The 17,879-nt window shown below is 49.3% G+C and carries 14 protein-coding genes; 7 read left to right on the forward strand and 7 right to left on the reverse strand.

What is annotated here, in order from left to right:
• Positions 1–142: 142 nt before the first annotated feature.
• Positions 143–2,422, reverse strand: coding sequence for a 5-methyltetrahydropteroyltriglutamate--homocysteine S-methyltransferase (metE, locus tag VHA_RS15125; protein ID WP_005505842.1), 2,280 nt, complete (start codon positions 2,420–2,422; stop codon positions 143–145).
• Positions 2,423–2,527: 105 nt separating this feature from the next.
• Between metE and metR the strand changes: the two genes are divergently transcribed.
• Positions 2,528–3,439 (forward strand): HTH-type transcriptional regulator MetR, encoded by a 912-nt coding sequence (gene metR, locus VHA_RS15130; protein ID WP_050778571.1) that lies wholly within the window; start codon positions 2,528–2,530, stop codon positions 3,437–3,439.
• Positions 3,440–3,456: 17 nt separating this feature from the next.
• Here metR and VHA_RS15135 read toward each other — a convergent pair whose 3' ends face one another.
• Both VHA_RS15135 and VHA_RS15140 read right to left on the reverse strand, forming a co-directional pair.
• Positions 3,457–3,651: a DUF4250 domain-containing protein gene (locus VHA_RS15135; protein ID WP_005505845.1), complete on the reverse strand. Its 195-nt coding sequence runs from the start codon at positions 3,649–3,651 to the stop codon at positions 3,457–3,459.
• Positions 3,652–3,777: 126 nt separating this feature from the next.
• Positions 3,778–4,452 (reverse strand): HI_1241 family integral membrane domain, encoded by a 675-nt coding sequence (locus VHA_RS15140; RefSeq protein WP_005505846.1) that lies wholly within the window; start codon positions 4,450–4,452, stop codon positions 3,778–3,780.
• A 237-nt stretch (positions 4,453–4,689) separates the two neighbouring features.
• Between VHA_RS15140 and VHA_RS15145 the strand changes: the two genes are divergently transcribed.
• Positions 4,690–5,856: a GGDEF domain-containing protein gene (locus VHA_RS15145; protein WP_226926527.1), complete on the forward strand. Its 1,167-nt coding sequence runs from the start codon at positions 4,690–4,692 to the stop codon at positions 5,854–5,856.
• 13 nt (positions 5,857–5,869) lie between these two features.
• Here VHA_RS15145 and VHA_RS15150 read toward each other — a convergent pair whose 3' ends face one another.
• Positions 5,870–7,075, reverse strand: a complete 1,206-nt coding sequence (locus VHA_RS15150; RefSeq protein ID WP_005505849.1) for an MFS transporter — start codon at positions 7,073–7,075, stop codon at positions 5,870–5,872.
• 108 nt (positions 7,076–7,183) lie between these two features.
• On the opposite strand from VHA_RS15150, the gene VHA_RS15155 reads away from it, so the two are divergent.
• The 5 genes from VHA_RS15155 (at position 7,184) to VHA_RS15175 (ending at position 13,574) form a co-directional block, all read left to right on the forward strand.
• Positions 7,184–8,053 carry a LysR family transcriptional regulator gene (locus tag VHA_RS15155; RefSeq protein ID WP_005505850.1) on the forward strand — a complete coding sequence of 290 codons (870 nt, stop codon included), beginning with the start codon at positions 7,184–7,186 and terminating at the stop codon, positions 8,051–8,053.
• Between the two features lie 110 nt (positions 8,054–8,163).
• Positions 8,164–9,153 carry a DUF2860 domain-containing protein gene (locus VHA_RS15160; RefSeq protein WP_005505851.1) on the forward strand — a complete coding sequence of 330 codons (990 nt, stop codon included), beginning with the start codon at positions 8,164–8,166 and terminating at the stop codon, positions 9,151–9,153.
• A gap of 262 nt (positions 9,154–9,415) precedes the next feature.
• Positions 9,416–9,805 (forward strand): YgiW/YdeI family stress tolerance OB fold protein, encoded by a 390-nt coding sequence (locus tag VHA_RS15165; RefSeq protein WP_005505853.1) that lies wholly within the window; start codon positions 9,416–9,418, stop codon positions 9,803–9,805.
• Between the two features lie 286 nt (positions 9,806–10,091).
• A complete protein-coding gene (locus VHA_RS15170; protein ID WP_005505855.1) occupies positions 10,092–10,739 on the forward strand; it encodes an AcfA family outer membrane beta-barrel protein in 648 nt (215 codons plus the stop codon).
• Positions 10,740–11,306: 567 nt separating this feature from the next.
• Positions 11,307–13,574, forward strand: coding sequence for a YgiQ family radical SAM protein (locus VHA_RS15175; protein ID WP_040529084.1), 2,268 nt, complete (start codon positions 11,307–11,309; stop codon positions 13,572–13,574).
• A 90-nt stretch (positions 13,575–13,664) separates the two neighbouring features.
• On the opposite strand, the gene VHA_RS19055 is transcribed toward VHA_RS15175, so the two are convergent.
• The 3 genes from VHA_RS19055 to ydiJ all read right to left on the reverse strand — a co-directional run bounded on the left by VHA_RS19055 (position 13,665) and on the right by ydiJ (position 17,754).
• Positions 13,665–13,820: a hypothetical protein gene (locus tag VHA_RS19055; protein WP_005505858.1), complete on the reverse strand. Its 156-nt coding sequence runs from the start codon at positions 13,818–13,820 to the stop codon at positions 13,665–13,667.
• A 311-nt stretch (positions 13,821–14,131) separates the two neighbouring features.
• Positions 14,132–14,551, reverse strand: coding sequence for a VOC family protein (locus VHA_RS15185; RefSeq protein WP_005505859.1), 420 nt, complete (start codon positions 14,549–14,551; stop codon positions 14,132–14,134).
• Positions 14,552–14,700: 149 nt separating this feature from the next.
• Positions 14,701–17,754: a D-2-hydroxyglutarate dehydrogenase YdiJ gene (ydiJ, locus tag VHA_RS15190; protein ID WP_005505860.1), complete on the reverse strand. Its 3,054-nt coding sequence runs from the start codon at positions 17,752–17,754 to the stop codon at positions 14,701–14,703.
• Positions 17,755–17,879 lie beyond the last annotated feature (125 nt).

The raw sequence follows: 17,879 nt of genomic DNA on the forward strand, positions 1-17,879 counted from the left end.
ATGTCAACTAATTGTTGGACATAATCTTAAATCCCGCCAGCATTGGAGCATCGATACAGTACGCCCCCCTTCCCTCTGGAAGCACTGGACACAGCAAAGCCCGGGCTGAAACACCAGCACGGGCTTATCTGCCTGAGCACCATTAATCAGGCTGCAAAGCCTGTCCCCGCAGGTTTTTTGCTGCCTGTACCAGATTAGTCAATGCGGCATCCACTTCGGCCCAGTTACGGGTTTTCAGACCACAGTCCGGATTAACCCACAGCCGCTCATCCGGAATGGTTTTGCGTGCTTTTTGCAACAAGGCTTCGATACTCTCTACCGCAGGAATATTCGGCGAGTGGATATCATACACACCTGGTCCAATCTCGTTGGGGTACGAAAATTCTTCAAATGCCCGGAGCAGTTCCATATCAGAGCGCGACGTTTCAATAGTGATGACATCGGCATCCAATGCTGCCACTGAATCTATGATGTCATTGAACTCGCTGTAACACATATGGGTGTGGATTTGGGTACCTGCCACAGCGCTTGCCGCTGAAAGCCTGAATGCGTTAACTGCCCAGCCCAGATAGTCTTTCCATTCACTGGTTTTCAACGGCATCCCTTCACGAATTGCCGGTTCGTCAATTTGGATAATGCTGATCCCTGCGGATTGGAGATCCGCCACTTCATCACGTAGTGCCAACGCAATTTGTTGTGCAATTTCCCGGCGGGGCAGATCTTCACGCGGGAATGTCCAGCCGAGAATAGTCACAGGGCCCGTCAACATGCCTTTTACCGGTTTGTCAGACAGCGATTGGGCATAAGCGGCCCATTCCACTGTGATCGGTGCTTCACGGGAGATGTCCCCAACTATCACCGCTGGTTTCACACAGCGGGAGCCATAGCTCTGCACCCAGCCAAAACGGGTGACTGCAAAGCCGTCGAGGTTCTCGGCAAAATATTCCACCATGTCGTTACGCTCAGGTTCGCCGTGAACCAGAACATCCAGACCCAGTTTTTCCTGACGCTCAATCGCCTCTTTGATGTGGCCTTTCATCGCTGCCTTATATTCAGCATCAGACAAACTGCCGGTTTTGTGGGCGCGGCGCTGCTGACGGATTTCGCCCGTTTGCGGGAATGAACCAATGGTTGTGGTGGGAAACAGAGGCAGATTCAGCGCTGCTTTCTGCGCTTTCGCCCGTTCGGTGTACCCTGCTTCACGTTCTGCAAGGGCTGCGGTGATACCATTGACGCGCGCCTGTACCTCGGGCTTGTTCACCCGTGTGCTTGTCGCACGGGCTTTAATTGCCTCACTGTACTCACCACATCGGGCAACCGCTGTATCATTACCGGAAAGTGCATCCGCCAGCAGCACCACTTCATGGGTTTTCTGTTTGGCAAATGCCAGCCACGCGTGGACTTCCGGATCCAGACCGGTTTCCTGTTCCAAATCGACCGGGGAATGCAGCAGCGAGCAGCTGGTGGCTATCCAAGCCCGGTCACCCAGCTTTGTAATGACCGGCGACAGCGTTTCCAACCAGTTGTCGAGATTCGCTTTCCAGACATTGCGTCCGTTAATCGCTCCCAGCGAAATCACCCAGTCATCCGGCACGGCGCTGATAACCGCATCTAACTGCTGTGGTGCCACACTCAGGTCAACATGCAGGCCATTCACATTCAGCGCTGAAATAATGTCCAGTTGTTGCTCAACAGAGTCAAAGTAGGTCGTCAACAGCAGCTTCACATCACCGCCAATGACCTGGTAAGCGAGCTTATAGGCATTGCGCCATTCATCAGGCAGTTCGAGTGCAAGAACCGGCTCATCAATTTGCACCCATACAACACCCTGCGCTTTGAGTTTGGCAAAGATTTGCTGGTAAACAGAAAGCAGGCGTGGAAGAAGATCCAAACGGTTAAAACCTGCTTCTTTTTCCTTACCCAAGTAAAGGTATGACACCGGTCCCAACACGACAGGCTTGACGTTATGGCCCGCTCGCTGTGCCTCATTGACTTCATCAAACAGCTGGTTCCAGCTCAGCGAGAAATTATCGTCATGAGTAAATTCGGGAACAATATAGTGATAGTTGGTATTAAACCATTTGGTCATGTCAGAGGCAGCACAACTGCACCCTGTTGGCGCTTTACCCCGTGCAATGCGAAACAGGGTGTCGAGATCAGGATGGCCGCTGCGGTGACGCTTAGGGATATGGCCCAGTGTCAAGCTGGTTTGCAGCACCTGATCGTACCAGGCAAAATCACCCACCGTGACAAACGTCAGGCCTGCGTCCTTTTGTACTTGCCAGTTATGGTGACGGATTGTCGCCCCCACATCTAACAAGCCCTGTTGATTAATATCACCTTGCCAGTATTGCTCCAGTGCAAATTTCAGTTCTCGTTTGTTACCAATGCGGGGGTAGCCAAGAATATGTGTTGTGGTCATAGCGAATTCCTTTATTTAGCCGTCCAGATGTTTACATGTCCACATTGATTGATTAGAGTGCATAAAACAAACTCAAATTACTCAAACGAATGTTGAGAAAAATTCATGCTAGAAGTAAAACACTTACGAACACTGGCGGTACTCAGGGATACAGGCTCGCTGACGTCAACGGCAACCCAACTCTGTTTGACCCAGTCAGCACTGAGCCATCAACTCAAAGATCTCGAGCAACGTCTGGGTGCACAGCTCTTCCTGCGCAAAACCCGTCCTGTGCGCTTTACCGCAGAAGGACAGGTGCTGTTAAAACTGGCTGATGATGTGCTGCCAAGGCTGACACAGGCAGAAACTGAACTGGCGGCGCTAAAGGAAGATGCCCAGGGACGCCTGCACATGGCGATTGAGTGCCATTCCTGCTTCCAATGGCTAATGCCTGCCCTGAAGGAATACAAAATCAGCTGGCCATTGGTAACGCTGGATTTTTCATCTGGTTTTGGGTTTGAACCTTTGCCAGCACTCGCAGGCGGTGAGCTGGATTTGGTGATCACGTCTGATATTTCACCCCGCAGTGAAATTCACTTTGAAGCGTTATTTGATTTTGAAATGCGTCTGGTGTTGGCAGACAACCATCCACTGGCTAAGAAAAAGCAGATTGAACCAGAGGATTTGGCCAACGAAACTTTACTCACCTACCCAGTACAACGCCAACGCATGGATGTGATTAAACACTTCCTGCAACCAGCAGGCATCGAACCTGCGCACTTCAAATCCGCAGACAACACCTTGATGCTGATACAAATGGTGACAGCAGGATTAGGCGTTGCGGCTTTACCAAACTGGGCAATCAGTGAGTTTTCGCGACAGGGACTGGTTGTTGACAGGCCACTGGGAGCAGGCCTTTGGAGAAGATTGTTTGCGGCGGTGCGGAGCCAGGAAGCACAGCGCCCGTATTTACAGGCATTTTTTTCCACCGCCCGGAACCAATGCCACACGCACCTGGAAGGCATCAAGCGCGTGTAGCATAAAGACAGGAACGGTTATTTTTGCCGGAGTTGGTTCGTCAGCGGATCGTAGTAACAGCCCATCGCATCAATCTTGGCCTGAAATTCTTGTAAATCCAGATCGAACCGGGACACCAGATCATCTAAAGAGGCGCACTCCAAGCGAAGTTTTTCATTGACAATGCCATACATGATGTCGCTGTCCAGACTATCAAGGTTATGTATTTCCATACTCGCTTTCCCACCGAAGTCACAGATTAGGCACACAGGAAAAGCATAGACTGCAACAACGCGAAACAGGGTGAAAAGACATTAAAAAAGGCACTTCACGTGCCTTTTATTGTTGCTGAGACAGGATTAAATCACCGTTGACAACGCGACTCCCGAGGCACAGCCAATCACCAGCAAAGAAACACAAAGCTGCGCTAAATGCGGCGCCTTTTGACGAAGCAAATGGGAAACCCAAACCAACACCCCTGCCACTGCAAGGCCTAAGCTGACAAGCACGGATGTGACCATGGATTCTGCTGCTGCCGGCTCCATGGACTGGCTTGCCACCGCCAGTGTGATGGCGGTCAGCATTGCAGCGACAATACCAGTGACAGGCAGAATACGGTGAAAAGCTTGCAAACGTGAGCGCGCCTTAACCATCAGACAGTGAGCGGTGACTGTTCCAACCAACAGAACCTGAGCCAGCATCAGCAACGCTGTTAGCACACCTTGCTCCATCCCGGTAACAACAAGCACCAACACACCGAATGCATTGGAGAGATGCAACAGGGGAACGGGACCAGACTGGCGCGTTTTGCCAGATTTAGACCGTAAAGAGAAAATACCGAGAGTGATAAAAGGCAGTACAGAAAACGGAAAAAATGGGATCGTCACCCCCCATCCTGCTACCAAATACCAAAACGCTTTATGCAGACGGCCGCGTTGGCCGGGGCAAATATCCCCTTTCAGCAAAACCAGGGTCAACACTGCCTGGGCACCAAGCACACCCGCAAGCACCACTGCGCTAACTAACTCGTACATTTCTACTTCACCTGTATCCTTTGTGGTCGACATTATATGTCGTACCACATCAGGTGCAACAACGTTGGAATGCTCACATAAATTAATGATTATTTTGCATTCAGTCGCATTGATATATAACTGTGTTTTTATCTACGTTATATTTGTGACTACGGTTCAGAAATAAGCCCCGATACTGGTGTAAGCCATGGGCATTCAAACAACTCAACAACAGGATTGCACGTGCGGGATTTGGAGATGTCCTTCTCACAGTACAAAACCCAATTTAAGGAAGTGCTCAGTTCAACGTCGCACGCAGCCGCCTTCAACACTACCCGTGCTACTTATTTACGAACGCGACTTGTATCACTTTGCTACCTGTGGGCAGTACTTTGTGTACTCTGGATTCCTGTTGACGCACTGCTCCTTGAAGCAGCCACCGATAAACTCACCATTCTACGCCTGACGCTCGCTGCTGCATTGCTACTTATTGGTTGGGTAATGAGCCAACGCGGCACACTTAATGCCTGTCGGCATATCATGCTGGCGCTGGTTGTCTGTCTCAACATGTTTTATATCTTGGCAAACCATACTCTGGGTTACCCAAACAGTATTAATGCGTTCAGTTACTGTTATAACCTCCTGCCGTTTGTGTATGTTGTGCTCTTGGCCATCCTGCCCCTGACAGTAAAAGAATCAGTGAGCTTGATGGTGATCACCGCCGCTTCCCAGCTCTACGTTGATATGCAGAGCAGTGCGCTGCTCTCGTTTGAAACCTTCGCCCTTTACTGGTTACAAACTGTTGTCGGATTTCTGGTTATCTGGGCACAAACATCAAAACTGCATATGATGTTACGCCTTTACCGCCATGCGACCCTTGACCCGCTAACAGGCATTTACAACCGCCGCATGCTGTTAACGTTGGCCAAAAGAGATTTTGAAAACACCCGCATTCACTCCCGTCCCTACTCTGTGTTGCTGATGGATTTAGACAAATTTAAACGCATCAACGACAGATATGGGCACCATGCAGGTGACTTGGTGCTGCAAGCGTTTACCCATGCGGTACAGGAAACGCAACGTAAAAGCGATATTTTTGGACGGTTTGGCGGCGAAGAATTTATTCTGTTTCTGCCGAAATGCAGTGAGGACAACGCCCAGTTGGTTGCAGATCGCATCATGACCCGTGTGCGGGATATGGAAATCAAGGTAGAAGGGCTGTCTAATCCCCTGAAAGTCACCACATCAATTGGCATTAGCACCAGCCGGAACCAGAATGATGACTTGTCGTCCATCCTTACTCAGGCCGACCAGGCACTCTACATCGCGAAAAACGCCGGGCGCGACCGAAGCCACGCTTACGATAACCATCAACAGCAAATGGATGCTAACCAAAAACAACCATGGCTGGAGAGGCTGAGTTAGAAAGCCCCTTATCTCAACACGGCTCCTGTTCCTGCACAGGAACTTTTTTATTTTTTGCCCCCAGCAATTGGATAAGCACAATATTGGCAGCGGCAAGGGAAAGTGCCCCCAGGGTAACCGCATTCCAGCCTCCCATTTCCCAGCAACCTATTAAGTAAAACCCCCCAAGGCTGCCGCCGATATAATAATGCACCAGATACAAGGCTGTCGCGGTAGCCTTTCCCTGGTTTGCACGACGCCCAACCCAGCCATAAGCCAGTGAGTGGGTAAAGAATGCGCCACCGCTGATAATCAATAGGCCGATGATCACTGCTGCAGCATGCTCAATGCTGGCCACCAACACACCACCCAGGGTCACCAATGTACCAAACGTCATGCCAGATATAGGGGAATAGCGGTTCGCCCAACGACCGCCCAATCTTGAGGTCAATGTCCCAGACAGATAACAGATAAAAATCGCAGACGCGACACTGACAGGCAGGTTAAATGGCGCTTCGATAAGACGGAACGTTGCTACCGAGTAGATATTCACAAACAGCGCAAAGTTGATACCGCCTATCACCATTGCCCCCCAGAGGATAGGATTGCGCAGGTGTGTCCCGACAACACGCAATTGCTTGAAATAGGAATCTTGTGACGGAACAAAACAACGCTGTGGAGGTAAAAGGAAATACACCAGCGCCATACCCAGTGCGGTGAATGTCGCCATCGCAGCCACTGCCCCTTCCCAGCCAAAGACATCCGCTAACATCCCGCCTGCCAAACGTCCTGTAATTCCCCCCAGGGAGTTGGCACTGATGTAGGCGCCGACGGCAACCACCAGCGCTGTCGGACTGAATTCATCCGCCATGTAGGCCACGGCAACAGCGGCATAACCTGCTAACGCAATCCCCATCAAGCCCCGCAGCGCAACCAATCCCCAAAAAGAATCCACCAAAAGGGACAGCCCACCGACAACAGGCATGGACAATAAACTCAACAGGATCACCGGACGGCGACCGACTTTTTCCGAGACAAGCGCCCAAGGAAGCAGGCTCAATGACAACCCGAGCGTAGAAGAGGCCAGTAACCAGTTTGCTTTTGTCGCTGTTACCTCAAATGCACCCGCAAAAACCGGCAGCATAGGCTGAAACAGGTAAAGATTACAGAACACAAGAAAAGAGCCAAACGACAGGGCAAAGGCAGCTTTTCTGTAGGCGGGTGTCTGCAATTCAATCATGGGGTTCGCTCACTTTCTTTACAATATGCAGGGAAATTAACAAGCTATCAGCGATAAAAGAAGTATATTAAATATATAGAAGTAAGATCTAAAAGATATGGTAATGACATGGATATCCGCCAGTTACGTTATTTTGTCTGCGTGTCAGAAGAAAAGAACTTCACCCGCGCAGCAAGAAAGCTCAACATCGCCCAGCCTGCCCTGAGTATTGCCATCAAAAAGCTCGAGCAATCTATTGGGCTGCCATTATTTGACCGCAACGAAAGGCAGGTTCACCTTACCCATGAAGGTGAAACCCTGTTGCCTTACGCCTTGCGGGTACTCCAGCAGGTGGAAGATACCAACACGGCGATGGCGGAATTAAGAGGGTTGCAGAAAGGTGAAGTGCGTGTCGGTGTACCCGGTATGCTGGGCTCGTACTTCTTCCCCTCCATCTTGATGGGCTTTAAAAGCCGTTACCCGGATCTCAAACTCAGTGTGGTAGAAGCCGGTACCCAATCCATCCGCCAGATGCTGCTTGATGGCGAACTGGATATTGGCGTTATCCATAATCAGGATGTACCTTCTGCGCTCGAAACCACCCATTTGATTTCATCACAAATGGTGGCTGTCACCTCCACTGACCACGCACTGGCAGATAGGCAATCCATTCGTTTTCATGAGTTTTTTAATGAAGAACTGGTGATGTTTAAAAAAGGGTATTTCCACCGTGAGTTTATCGATCGAATCTGCGCCGATCATAAAATCACCCCCCAACTTTCCTTTGAAACTAACCTGCTTGCGATGATTCTCAATATTGTCAGGCATGGTTTTGCCATCACTGCCCTCCTTGAACTGGTCACTGAACATGAACCGGGGTTGGTTCCCATTCCTTTTGAAGAACCAGTGACACTGGACATTGCCATGGCATGGCGTAAACATGGTTATCTTTCCTTGGCCAACCGCGCTTTTATCGATTTTGTACAACGTAATAAATAACAGAGCGATCGAAACGCTCGTTCGCTTGATTGGTGCACAGGTATATTTATTACACTCCCCACTCTGTTAGCATACGCACTCAATAACATTAATTTCAGGGAGTGAAATGAATGAAAAACACAACGCCCTTGCTAACTACCTTGGCATTTTTACCTTTCATTACGCATGCTGAACTAGCAGATAAAGGAGGATTCAGTGGTGAGATTTCCGTCATTGGCGGTGTCACATCGACTGACTCAAACTTGTCGACCAGTAACAATGAGACAAAAAGTGCGCCACTCAATTCGGTGGGTGACCGCAAAACAGATTCGTTTTTGGGCGCACTGGGGAACCTGTCTTTTACCTTTGGGCAAGGGCTGGATAAACAACTCTTTGTGGGAACATCCCGTGACGATATCGCCGTTGGTATCATTGCGCTTGAGATGGGTTATAAACAGGAACTGGCATCAGGCACACAGATTTCTTTTTCCTATCTGCCGACGGTACTGGCAGAAGATGTCTGGGCAAACCCTTTCACTTTAGGTTCACCAAGAACAGAAACCGAAAAATCCGGGGATGCTTACCGTCTCAAGCTTGATCGTATCGGTGGCTCCATGCTTTCTATCGATCTTGCCTACGCGCAAACAGACGTCGATAACGAGCAAAGCGGCGCTGGACAAGGACTTTCCAATGCCGAGCAGCAACGTCTGGACAGAAACAGTGACACCTTCTATTCCAAATTAGGTTACCGCCAGTTTCTTGGCAAGGGCCAAGGCATTTCCCCTGCTTTCATCTATATCAACAATGACGCCGATGGCGAAGCGATGTCACACCAGTCATACGGCGGTGAGCTAACCTATTTCAGTTTTGCCGGGCGTAACAATATTGTCTTGACTGGGAAATACCATATCCGCGATTACGATGCGTCCCATCCCCTTTTTGGAGAAACCCGCAGCGACACTGAATACGGAGCCTTTCTCGCTTACGAATATGCGCACTTTTTTGACATTCCCCCGCTCTCATTCATCACCCTCGCTGGCTACAACAACACAGATTCCAACATCGATTTTTATGACGCCAGCGAATTCTTTGGCTCTGTCGGCATTACCTACCAATTCTAGGGGCTGTTGGACCTAGCTATTCAATCACCACACAAACGCCATGTTGTTTCACGAACAACATGGCGTTTGTGTGCCTTCAGACATGCCGACGCCTGAGCACGCCAACTTTGCATATTACTGTCCGCAACTTTACAAAAATGTAAGCTGACGTGTGAGATCTAGCTAATCTAAAATGCACCCGCTTTATAGCTTAAGACAACATAAAAGCATGTTGCCCAGTATAATAAACTTGCGTTTAGTCTATATAGAGGATGAGTTTGTCATGAAATCATATTTTACAGCATTGGCGTTTATCGCTTTTTCATCAATCAGTTCAACCGTGATGGCAGAAAACATTATTTCACCACAATCAACCGTTGGTGGTGGTTTCTCTGGCCCAGTCAGCGCCATTAACACCGTTCAATCTGTGCTGGATGTAGGTATATTTAGCGACGATCAGCCTGTTGCTCTTACAGGTTACATCACACAAGCACTGGGTGGTGAAATGTATCAGTTCCAGGATGAAACCGGCACAATCAATGTGGAGATCGATGCCGAAGATTGGCAAGGTCAAATCGTTAAGCCGACAACGAAAGTGGTCATCATGGGAGAAATTGATAAAGAATTCACCCACACAACCATTGATGTCAGTAGTATCCGCATCGTTCAGTAATTTCTATATTGCGTAAACAACCCAGTAGCAGATAATTGCGTGCTGTTGGAGAGCCTCCACCCGAAGGCCAGACCGCCTATCAGCCTGGCCTTTTGCTGCGAAATGATTGAACAAGCATAAACAGCATGACGGGCAGACCCCCTGTACGCCTTCTACACAAACATCATTCGTTAGATTAGTTTTTAGTTACATGCACAAGAAGCCCTATTTAACGACACTTTTCACGAACACTTCACATTACCGGTTGTAAAGTGCGATACGGCTTTTTAAATGTAGGGAATGTCCAATGAAAAAATTACTACTTCCACTGTTAATAACAAGCTCTTTTTCAGCCTCAGCGGCCCCTTACATCGGTTTAGAATATGGAATTGGTCATACAAATCATAATGTAGAGGCCCATTTCCTACAGGATAACCTGGTACTGAAACCTGACCTCGACGAAGGTATTTTCAGCGGTATCGTCGGCTATTCATTTAATGACACCTGGGCCATAGAACTGGGCTATAGCCAATATGAGCCAGATGATGGCCGTTCACAATACCTTGGTGTTGAAAAAGTCAATGGCCAGGATTACCTCACTGAACATGAGTGGGACGCATCCATCAAAGCTAAGCAACTTTCGCTGGCACCGGTATATCACTATACGCTGAACGACAAATGGACAGCCAAATTCAAAGCCGGTCTGACATACACTGAATATAAGGCGCAGGCTAACAAGCATAAAGACTATGAATTGGTCACCAATAACGATGTTGAATTCAGCGAATCGCTTTATCACCAATCAGATAAATCAAAGAGAGTGGGTGCAATGTTGGCTGCGGGAGCAGAATACAAAGTGCTACCTAAACTGGCGATCGGTAGTAATGTAAAATACCAATTCGACAGTTATGCAGATACATTGTCTCTGAATATTTATACCAACTACTACTTTTAATGGTATCGGCAGAGCATTAAAAAACGCCTGACGATACACACTTGGCAGAAACCCGTTCACTGACGGTGTCCCTACCAAGCTCCCCAAGTGACCAGAGAGACAGGCTCAGGTCACTTGGGAATACCCTATCCTTCGGTGCTTAAGCAAAGCGTGTGACATGTTTAGTACAGAACACGCAATCCATTCCTTCACTCAATTTGCGTTTTTTCTGTTTTCCTACGAAATAATGTGATCACCCTTGTACTTGTTGTCATCAAAGCACTACAATCCAGTCGCACCAAACCCAACCTACTTTTTAATGATGCATGTTGAGGGTTGTTGTTCAACGCCCATTGAGACCCATAAGAATGAACCTCAATACTGGGCCTGATTGAAAGATCAACACACCTGCAAAACGACCAAGCACTTGCAGGGCACTGAGCGCCGGAGTGAATTCAATATACAGAAAAAACAATGAGTCACTCCTCCACCAAAATAAACCGGCCAAACTGACAGTGATGAAGTCGAAAAGTGGAGAGTCAGTTACGCTAGATTTCAGTGTCCCACCTAAGCCCGAAGATAATAAAGATGAACTCGAATAGATTGACTGAAAAGAAAATTTTTGACTACCCAAAATTTTGGGCTGAGTGTTTTGGTCCGGCTCCATTCCTGCCAACCAGCAGGGAAGAAATGGACATGCTCGGCTGGGATAGCTGTGACATCATCATTGTTACCGGTGATGCTTATGTCGATCACCCCAGTTTTGGTATGGCGGTTATCGGGCGAGTGCTTGAAGCACAGGGCTTTCGCGTGGGGATTATTGCACAGCCAGACTGGCAGGATAAAAAAGCCTTTATGGCACTGGGTCAGCCAAACCTCTTCTTCGGTGTCACCGCCGGGAACATGGATTCCATGATCAACCGTTATACCGCTGACCGCAAACCACGACACGATGACGCCTACACGCCGGGTAATGAAGGCGGTAAACGCCCTGACCGTGCGGTATTGGTTTACTCGCAGCGCTGTAAGGAAGCCTACAAAGATACTCCGATCGTTTTAGGTGGTATTGAGGCAAGCCTTCGCCGCCTTGCACACTATGATTATTGGTCAGACAAAGTACGCCGTTCTGTGTTGTGTGACGCCAAAGCTGACATCCTGCTTTTTGGTAACGCCGAGCGTGCACTGGTCGAGGTTGCACACCGCCTGTCCCGTGGTGAAAAGATTACCGACATGGCCCGTATTCCCGGCACCGCAGTGATGCTGAAAAAAGTGCCGGCAGGGATGACGGAAATCGACAGCTCACGTATCGATAAACCCGGCAAAGCGATGGTAATGCCAAACCCATACGCGACCGAATCAGCGTGTGCAACTGACAAAAGCAGCGAGAAAGAAGAAGCCGCACAACCTGTGATGGTCCGTCCTTCACGGCATGATGCGGAAAACAGCTTCGTACGCCTGCCTTCTTACGAGAAACTGCTGAACGACCGAATCCTCTATGCGCATGCCAGCCGCGTGATGCATCTGGAAACCAACCCCTATTCTGCACGCGCACTGGTACAAAAACATGGTGAGCGTGAACTTTGGGTCAACACGCCGCCGATCCCCCTGACAACAGAAGAGATGGACTACGTATTCGGACTGCCGTTTGCACGAGTGCCCCACCCCCGCTACGGCGATGCAAAAATCCCTGCATATGAGATGATCAAAACCTCGGTTAACATCATGCGCGGTTGTTTTGGTGGCTGCTCTTTCTGTTCGATTACCGAGCACGAAGGCCGCATCATCCAGAACCGCTCACAAGAGTCGATCATCAACGAAATCAAAGATATCAGAGAGAAAGTACCGGGCTTTACCGGTGTTATTTCTGATTTGGGTGGCCCAACGGCGAACATGTACCGCCTTGGCTGTTCTGATCCGCGTGCAGAGAAAAACTGCCGCCGTCCGTCGTGCGTGTTCCCGAAAATCTGTGAAAAACTGAATACCGACCACAAACACACTATTGACCTCTACCGTGAAGCGCGTGAACTTGAGGGTGTCAAGAAAGTGGTTATTGCGTCAGGCGTGCGTTACGACCTTGCTATAGAATCGCCCGAGTACGTAAAAGAACTGGTCACCCATCACGTTGGTGGTTACCTGAAAATCGCACCGGAGCACACTGAGAAAGGCACGCTCGATCTGATGATGAAGCCGGGCATGGGCACCTATGATCGCTTCAAAGAGCTGTTCGAAAAATACTCAAAAGAAGCTGGTAAGAAGCAATACCTGATCCCATATTTCATCGCCGCGCATCCGGGTTGTACCGATGAGGACATGATGAACCTGGCACTGTGGCTGAAAGAGAATGACTTCCGCTGCGATCAGGTACAAAACTTCTACCCATCCCCGATGTGCAACGCAACGGCGATGTATCACGCGGAAACCAATCCGCTGAAACGGGTGAAATATAAAAAGCGCGAAGAATTGTTTGTTGCAAAAGGTGAACGCCAGCGCCGTTTGCACAAAGCCTTCCTACGTTATCACGATCCGGCCAACTGGCCATTGCTGCGTGAAGCGCTGATCAGCATGGGTAAACGTCACCTGATTGGCGATCGCCCGGGTTGTCTGGTTCCCCGTGAAGGCTCAGAAGCAGAAATGACACCGGCACACCGCCGTGGTTCCAGCCGTCATGGCGCGAAACGGTTTGCAACCAAGCATCCGAATCAACCGGATATCCGTAAACCTAACTCGCGCAACGGAAAACCTGCGGGCAAGAAACCGGCAAATGGTAAACCTGTTTCTCCAGGTGGCAAGCCGAAAGCCCACTCAAACACAGGTAAACCAGCTCAAGCGGGTAAAAAACGCCCGGCAGTAAGATAACCTCTTGGCAGGAACATAAAACACAAAAGCGAACCGAAAGGTTCGCTTTTTGTCTGTTTGAAGCGATGAAAGTGTTCTGATAGCAATATATCAGCGCATCAGTTCCGAAATGACCAATATCACTACAGCAACAGCAGCCACCGTAACGGCACCAATCGTTAGCTTCTTCTGAGACGTTTCATCAAGGAACTTGGTAGCAAAAAAACCAATGAGAATAAGGCCGACAATAAATACAACTTTTACCATTCTGATACCCCGGCATGATACCCATTTAGCAGACCTTTATAACAGAGCTGCTCATTGGCTAAACATCTTTTTGATTTTTAAAGACTATCACACAACAGGCGACAGAGTGCCAGCCTTATGTTGTATTACCTTTTTATCCAACAATGTGATTCTCGAATATAGAGGCAGATTCGTGCTGGGTATAACAGCTATGGCAACGCGTTACCAAAGCGCGATGTGGCGTTTTCTAGACTCATCACAGAAATAATAATGGCCTTGATTGTTATCATCAGGCCCCCATCAAATGGCAGCCCAGGATATTCAACCTTGTTTTATTCGCTAAGATGATCTGTCGGGCAGCTTAACATCCAGCGAATACCGTATTTATCGGTGACCATACCAAACCTGACATTCCAAAACGTATAATCCAATGGCATCACGATTTGTCCCAACTCTGACAGCGCCATAAACACTTCGCTCTGTCTTTTTTCATTGTCAAAGCCGACGTGAAAGGCAACATCTCCTGATCCTTGCGCTAAGGAGTCATCCAAACCGTCAGAGGCGTAAAACCCCACTTCAGGTGACGCAAACTCAGCATGCATGATCCGATTGAGTAAGTGTTCAGGAAACTCTACCGGCGAGTCATTATATGTAGCAATGTGTTTCACTTCCCCAGCCAGTGCCTGACTGTAAAAATCGAGGGCATTCCTACAAACGCCATGGAACGTCACATGTGGTTTTAACCCGATCATGCCTGACTCCTTCCATTTCTACATGTGTCTACCAACCAGATTATCAGCTACTCCCCGCTTCTCCGCCTAATAATTAAGACGCTCATTGATTTCTTGCTGGATACTCAAACAGCCTCAAGCTGCAGGCTTCAGCGAGGAGAGGTTGAAGATTACGCCAGTTTTGCCAATACCTGCACAGGGTGCTGCAGTTTTTTGCCCTCAAAGCGCTTTACCTGGCTTCGGCAGGAATAACCTGTCGCCATACAACGCGATGCCGGTAAGGATTCCAAGCGGGGTTTCCAGCTCAAACCGAAAATGCCTCTGGAATTTTCCAGCTTGTCAGATTCATGCCCATACGTACCCGCCATGCCGCAACAGCCCACCGCCACAGCTTCCAGCTTGCCGCCAAAGTGTGCAAAGATTTTGCCCCACTCAGCTTCTGCATTCGGCAACTTGGTTTTCTCTGTGCAGTGTGCAAAAAGATACCAAGTATCTTTATCAACATTCTCTTTTGGCGGCACATCTGCAATCACGTTGAGCAGCCACTCGTGCGCTGTCTGCACCTGAAAATCACCACGGTTTTCGCCCAGAATGTCGTTGTATTCGTCGCGATAGCAAAGCACCAGCGCAGGATCAACACCCACCATGGGTACATTCAATGCGGCCAACTGATTCAGGAAGTCAGCCGTATTGCGGGCAGTTTTGGCAAATTTCTTCAGGAAACCTTTGATGTGCTGCGCTTTACCGTTTGGTTTGAACGGCACCAGCATCGGCTTTTTACCCAGCTTCTCTGCCAAGGTAACCAAATCCTTCACCACATCCGCTTCATAAAAGCTGGTGAACGGGTCCTGGATGATAAGCACGTAACGGGCTCGCTCCTCATGGCTCAGGGCTTTCAGCCATGCCAGATCGAACTTGGTCGCATGGTGGCCATCGAGTGATTCCATCAGTGTCGGCACGGACAGCGCAGGCGCATCAACATACCCGATGGTTTTCTCTGTTATTGCCTGCGCCCATTTTGGCTGAGTTAAGGCATTTACTATCACCGGGGCTTTTGCCATCCACGGCAACATGGTTTCAATGTTGGCAACCAGGTAATCTTTGGCTGGACGTTGGTAACGGCTGTAATAGAGATGAATAAAACGCGAACGGAAACTCGGCACATCGACCTTAATAGGACACTGGGTTGCACAGGCTTTACAGGCCAGACAGCCATTCATCGCGTCCATCACTTCATGGGAAAAGTCATAATCGTCTTTTTTGGCAAGCCAGGTATTCTTGAAACGCGCAACAATCTGCCGGACTGACGGCGTTTTCTCCATCAGTTCTTTTTCCAGGGTGACGGGATCAACACCCTGCTCTGCCAGCAGTCGCAGCCACTCACGAACAATACCAGCACGGCCTTTAGGTGAGTGACGGCGGTCGTAACTGATCTTCATCGACGGACACATTGGCGAGCTGGTGTCGTAGTTGAAGCACAGGCCGTTACCGTTACACTCCATGGCTTGCTTGAAGCTGTCGCGCACAGTGACTGGGATCTGGCGATCCAGAGTGCCACGTTTCTCACCATCCACCTCCACCAACGGGTCGGTACTGTCAATGGGGGTACAGATTTTTCCTGGATTCATACGGTTATGCGGATCGAACGCGGCTTTGACTTTGCGAAGCTCGTTGAACAATGTCTCACCGAAAAACTCAGGGCCATATTCAGAACGGAAGCCTTTGCCGTGCTCACCCCACATCAAACCACCATATTTCGCCACCAGTGCGACCACCTGATCAGAAATTGTCTTCATCAGGCGCTCTTGTTCCGGATCGCAGAAGTCCAGCGCAGGGCGAACGTGCAGCACACCCGCATCCACGTGGCCAAACATGCCGTAATTAAGGTTATGGCTGTCCAACAAGGCACGGAACTCAACAATGAAATCAGCGAGGTTTTCCGGTGGCACACAGGTATCTTCAGCAAAGGCGACAGGTTTTGCGGCTCCTTTCGCGGCACCTAAAAGGCCAACTGCCTTTTTGCGCATGTTGTAGATTTTGTTGATAGATGCCAGATCGTTGCAGACCTGATAGCCGATAACCCCCTTGTCACCGGCTTCAACCAACGTATCCAGGCGTTTACACAACGATGAAACCTGACGTTCAGTTTCGTCAGCATCGTTGCCGGCAAATTCAACAATATTGATGCCCTGCATATCCTTGCCCGGCACGTCGGTCAGTAAGTCTTTCACCGTGTTCCAGACAATATCTTCACGCGCCAGGTTCAACACGCGTGAGTCCACCGTTTCCACCGAAAGTGCATTGGCTTCCACCATTACTGGCGCACTGCGAAGTGCTGAGTCAAAGCTGTCATATTTCACGTTAACCAGCGTACGCACTTTGGGGATTGGCGTGATATTCAGCTTCGCCTCAGTAATAAACGCCAATGAACCTTCCGCGCCACAAAGCACACGTGCAATGTCAAACGTTTCGTTTTCTGGCTGGTAGGCATTTTTAAGATCATAACCGGTCAGAAACCGGTTCAAAGGCGGGAACTTGGCCTCGATTTCCGGGCGCTTGGTGCGACAAATTTCTGCGACGGTTCTCAGCGCATTTCCGGCATAGTCATCACGTGTGTTACCGGAAACATCGCTGATATGCAGTGGCTCAGTATCCAGTACAGAACCGTCTGCCAGCACCGCTTTAAGCGCCAGCACGTGATCGGATGTTTTACCGTAACGCAATGACCCCTGACCGGATGCATCGGTATTGATCATGCCACCCACGGTTGCGCGGTTACTGGTAGAAAGGTCGGGCGAAAAGAAAAAACCGTGGGGACGAAGTGCATCATTCAGCGCATCTTTCACCACCCCGGCCTGAACACGCACCCACCCTTCTTCAGTATTGATCTCAAGGATATTGCGCATATGGCGGGACATATCGACAACAATATGCCGGGTCAGCGACTGACCGTTGGTGCCGGTGCCACCGCCACGTGCGGAGAATTTAATGTCAGCGAACGCTGCGTCTTTGCACACCTCCCCCAACAGGGAAATGTCTAAGGTCGAGGTTGGAAATACCACCGCCTGGGGAAGAAGCTGGTAGATCGAGTTATCCGTTGCAACGGCAAGACGGCTGGCGTAGAAAGTCTCCGTTTCTCCCTGGAAACCTTTTTCTTTTAATGCATCAAGAAAACGCCCGACAGTTGGGTCGAGCGTATGCTGGTGTGACAGTGCTGGTAACATCATGCTCCCTGAAGCCATTTTTGAGCCCGTTCTCCTTATACCCCATTCACCTGAAAGTGCAGCATTCAGGTTGTTTGGGTATTTATACGGCCTCTGGCAATCTTATGAATGAACGACTGCCATCA

The organism is Grimontia hollisae CIP 101886 (genome assembly GCF_000176515.1).
Lineage (GTDB): Bacteria > Pseudomonadota > Gammaproteobacteria > Enterobacterales > Vibrionaceae > Enterovibrio > Enterovibrio hollisae.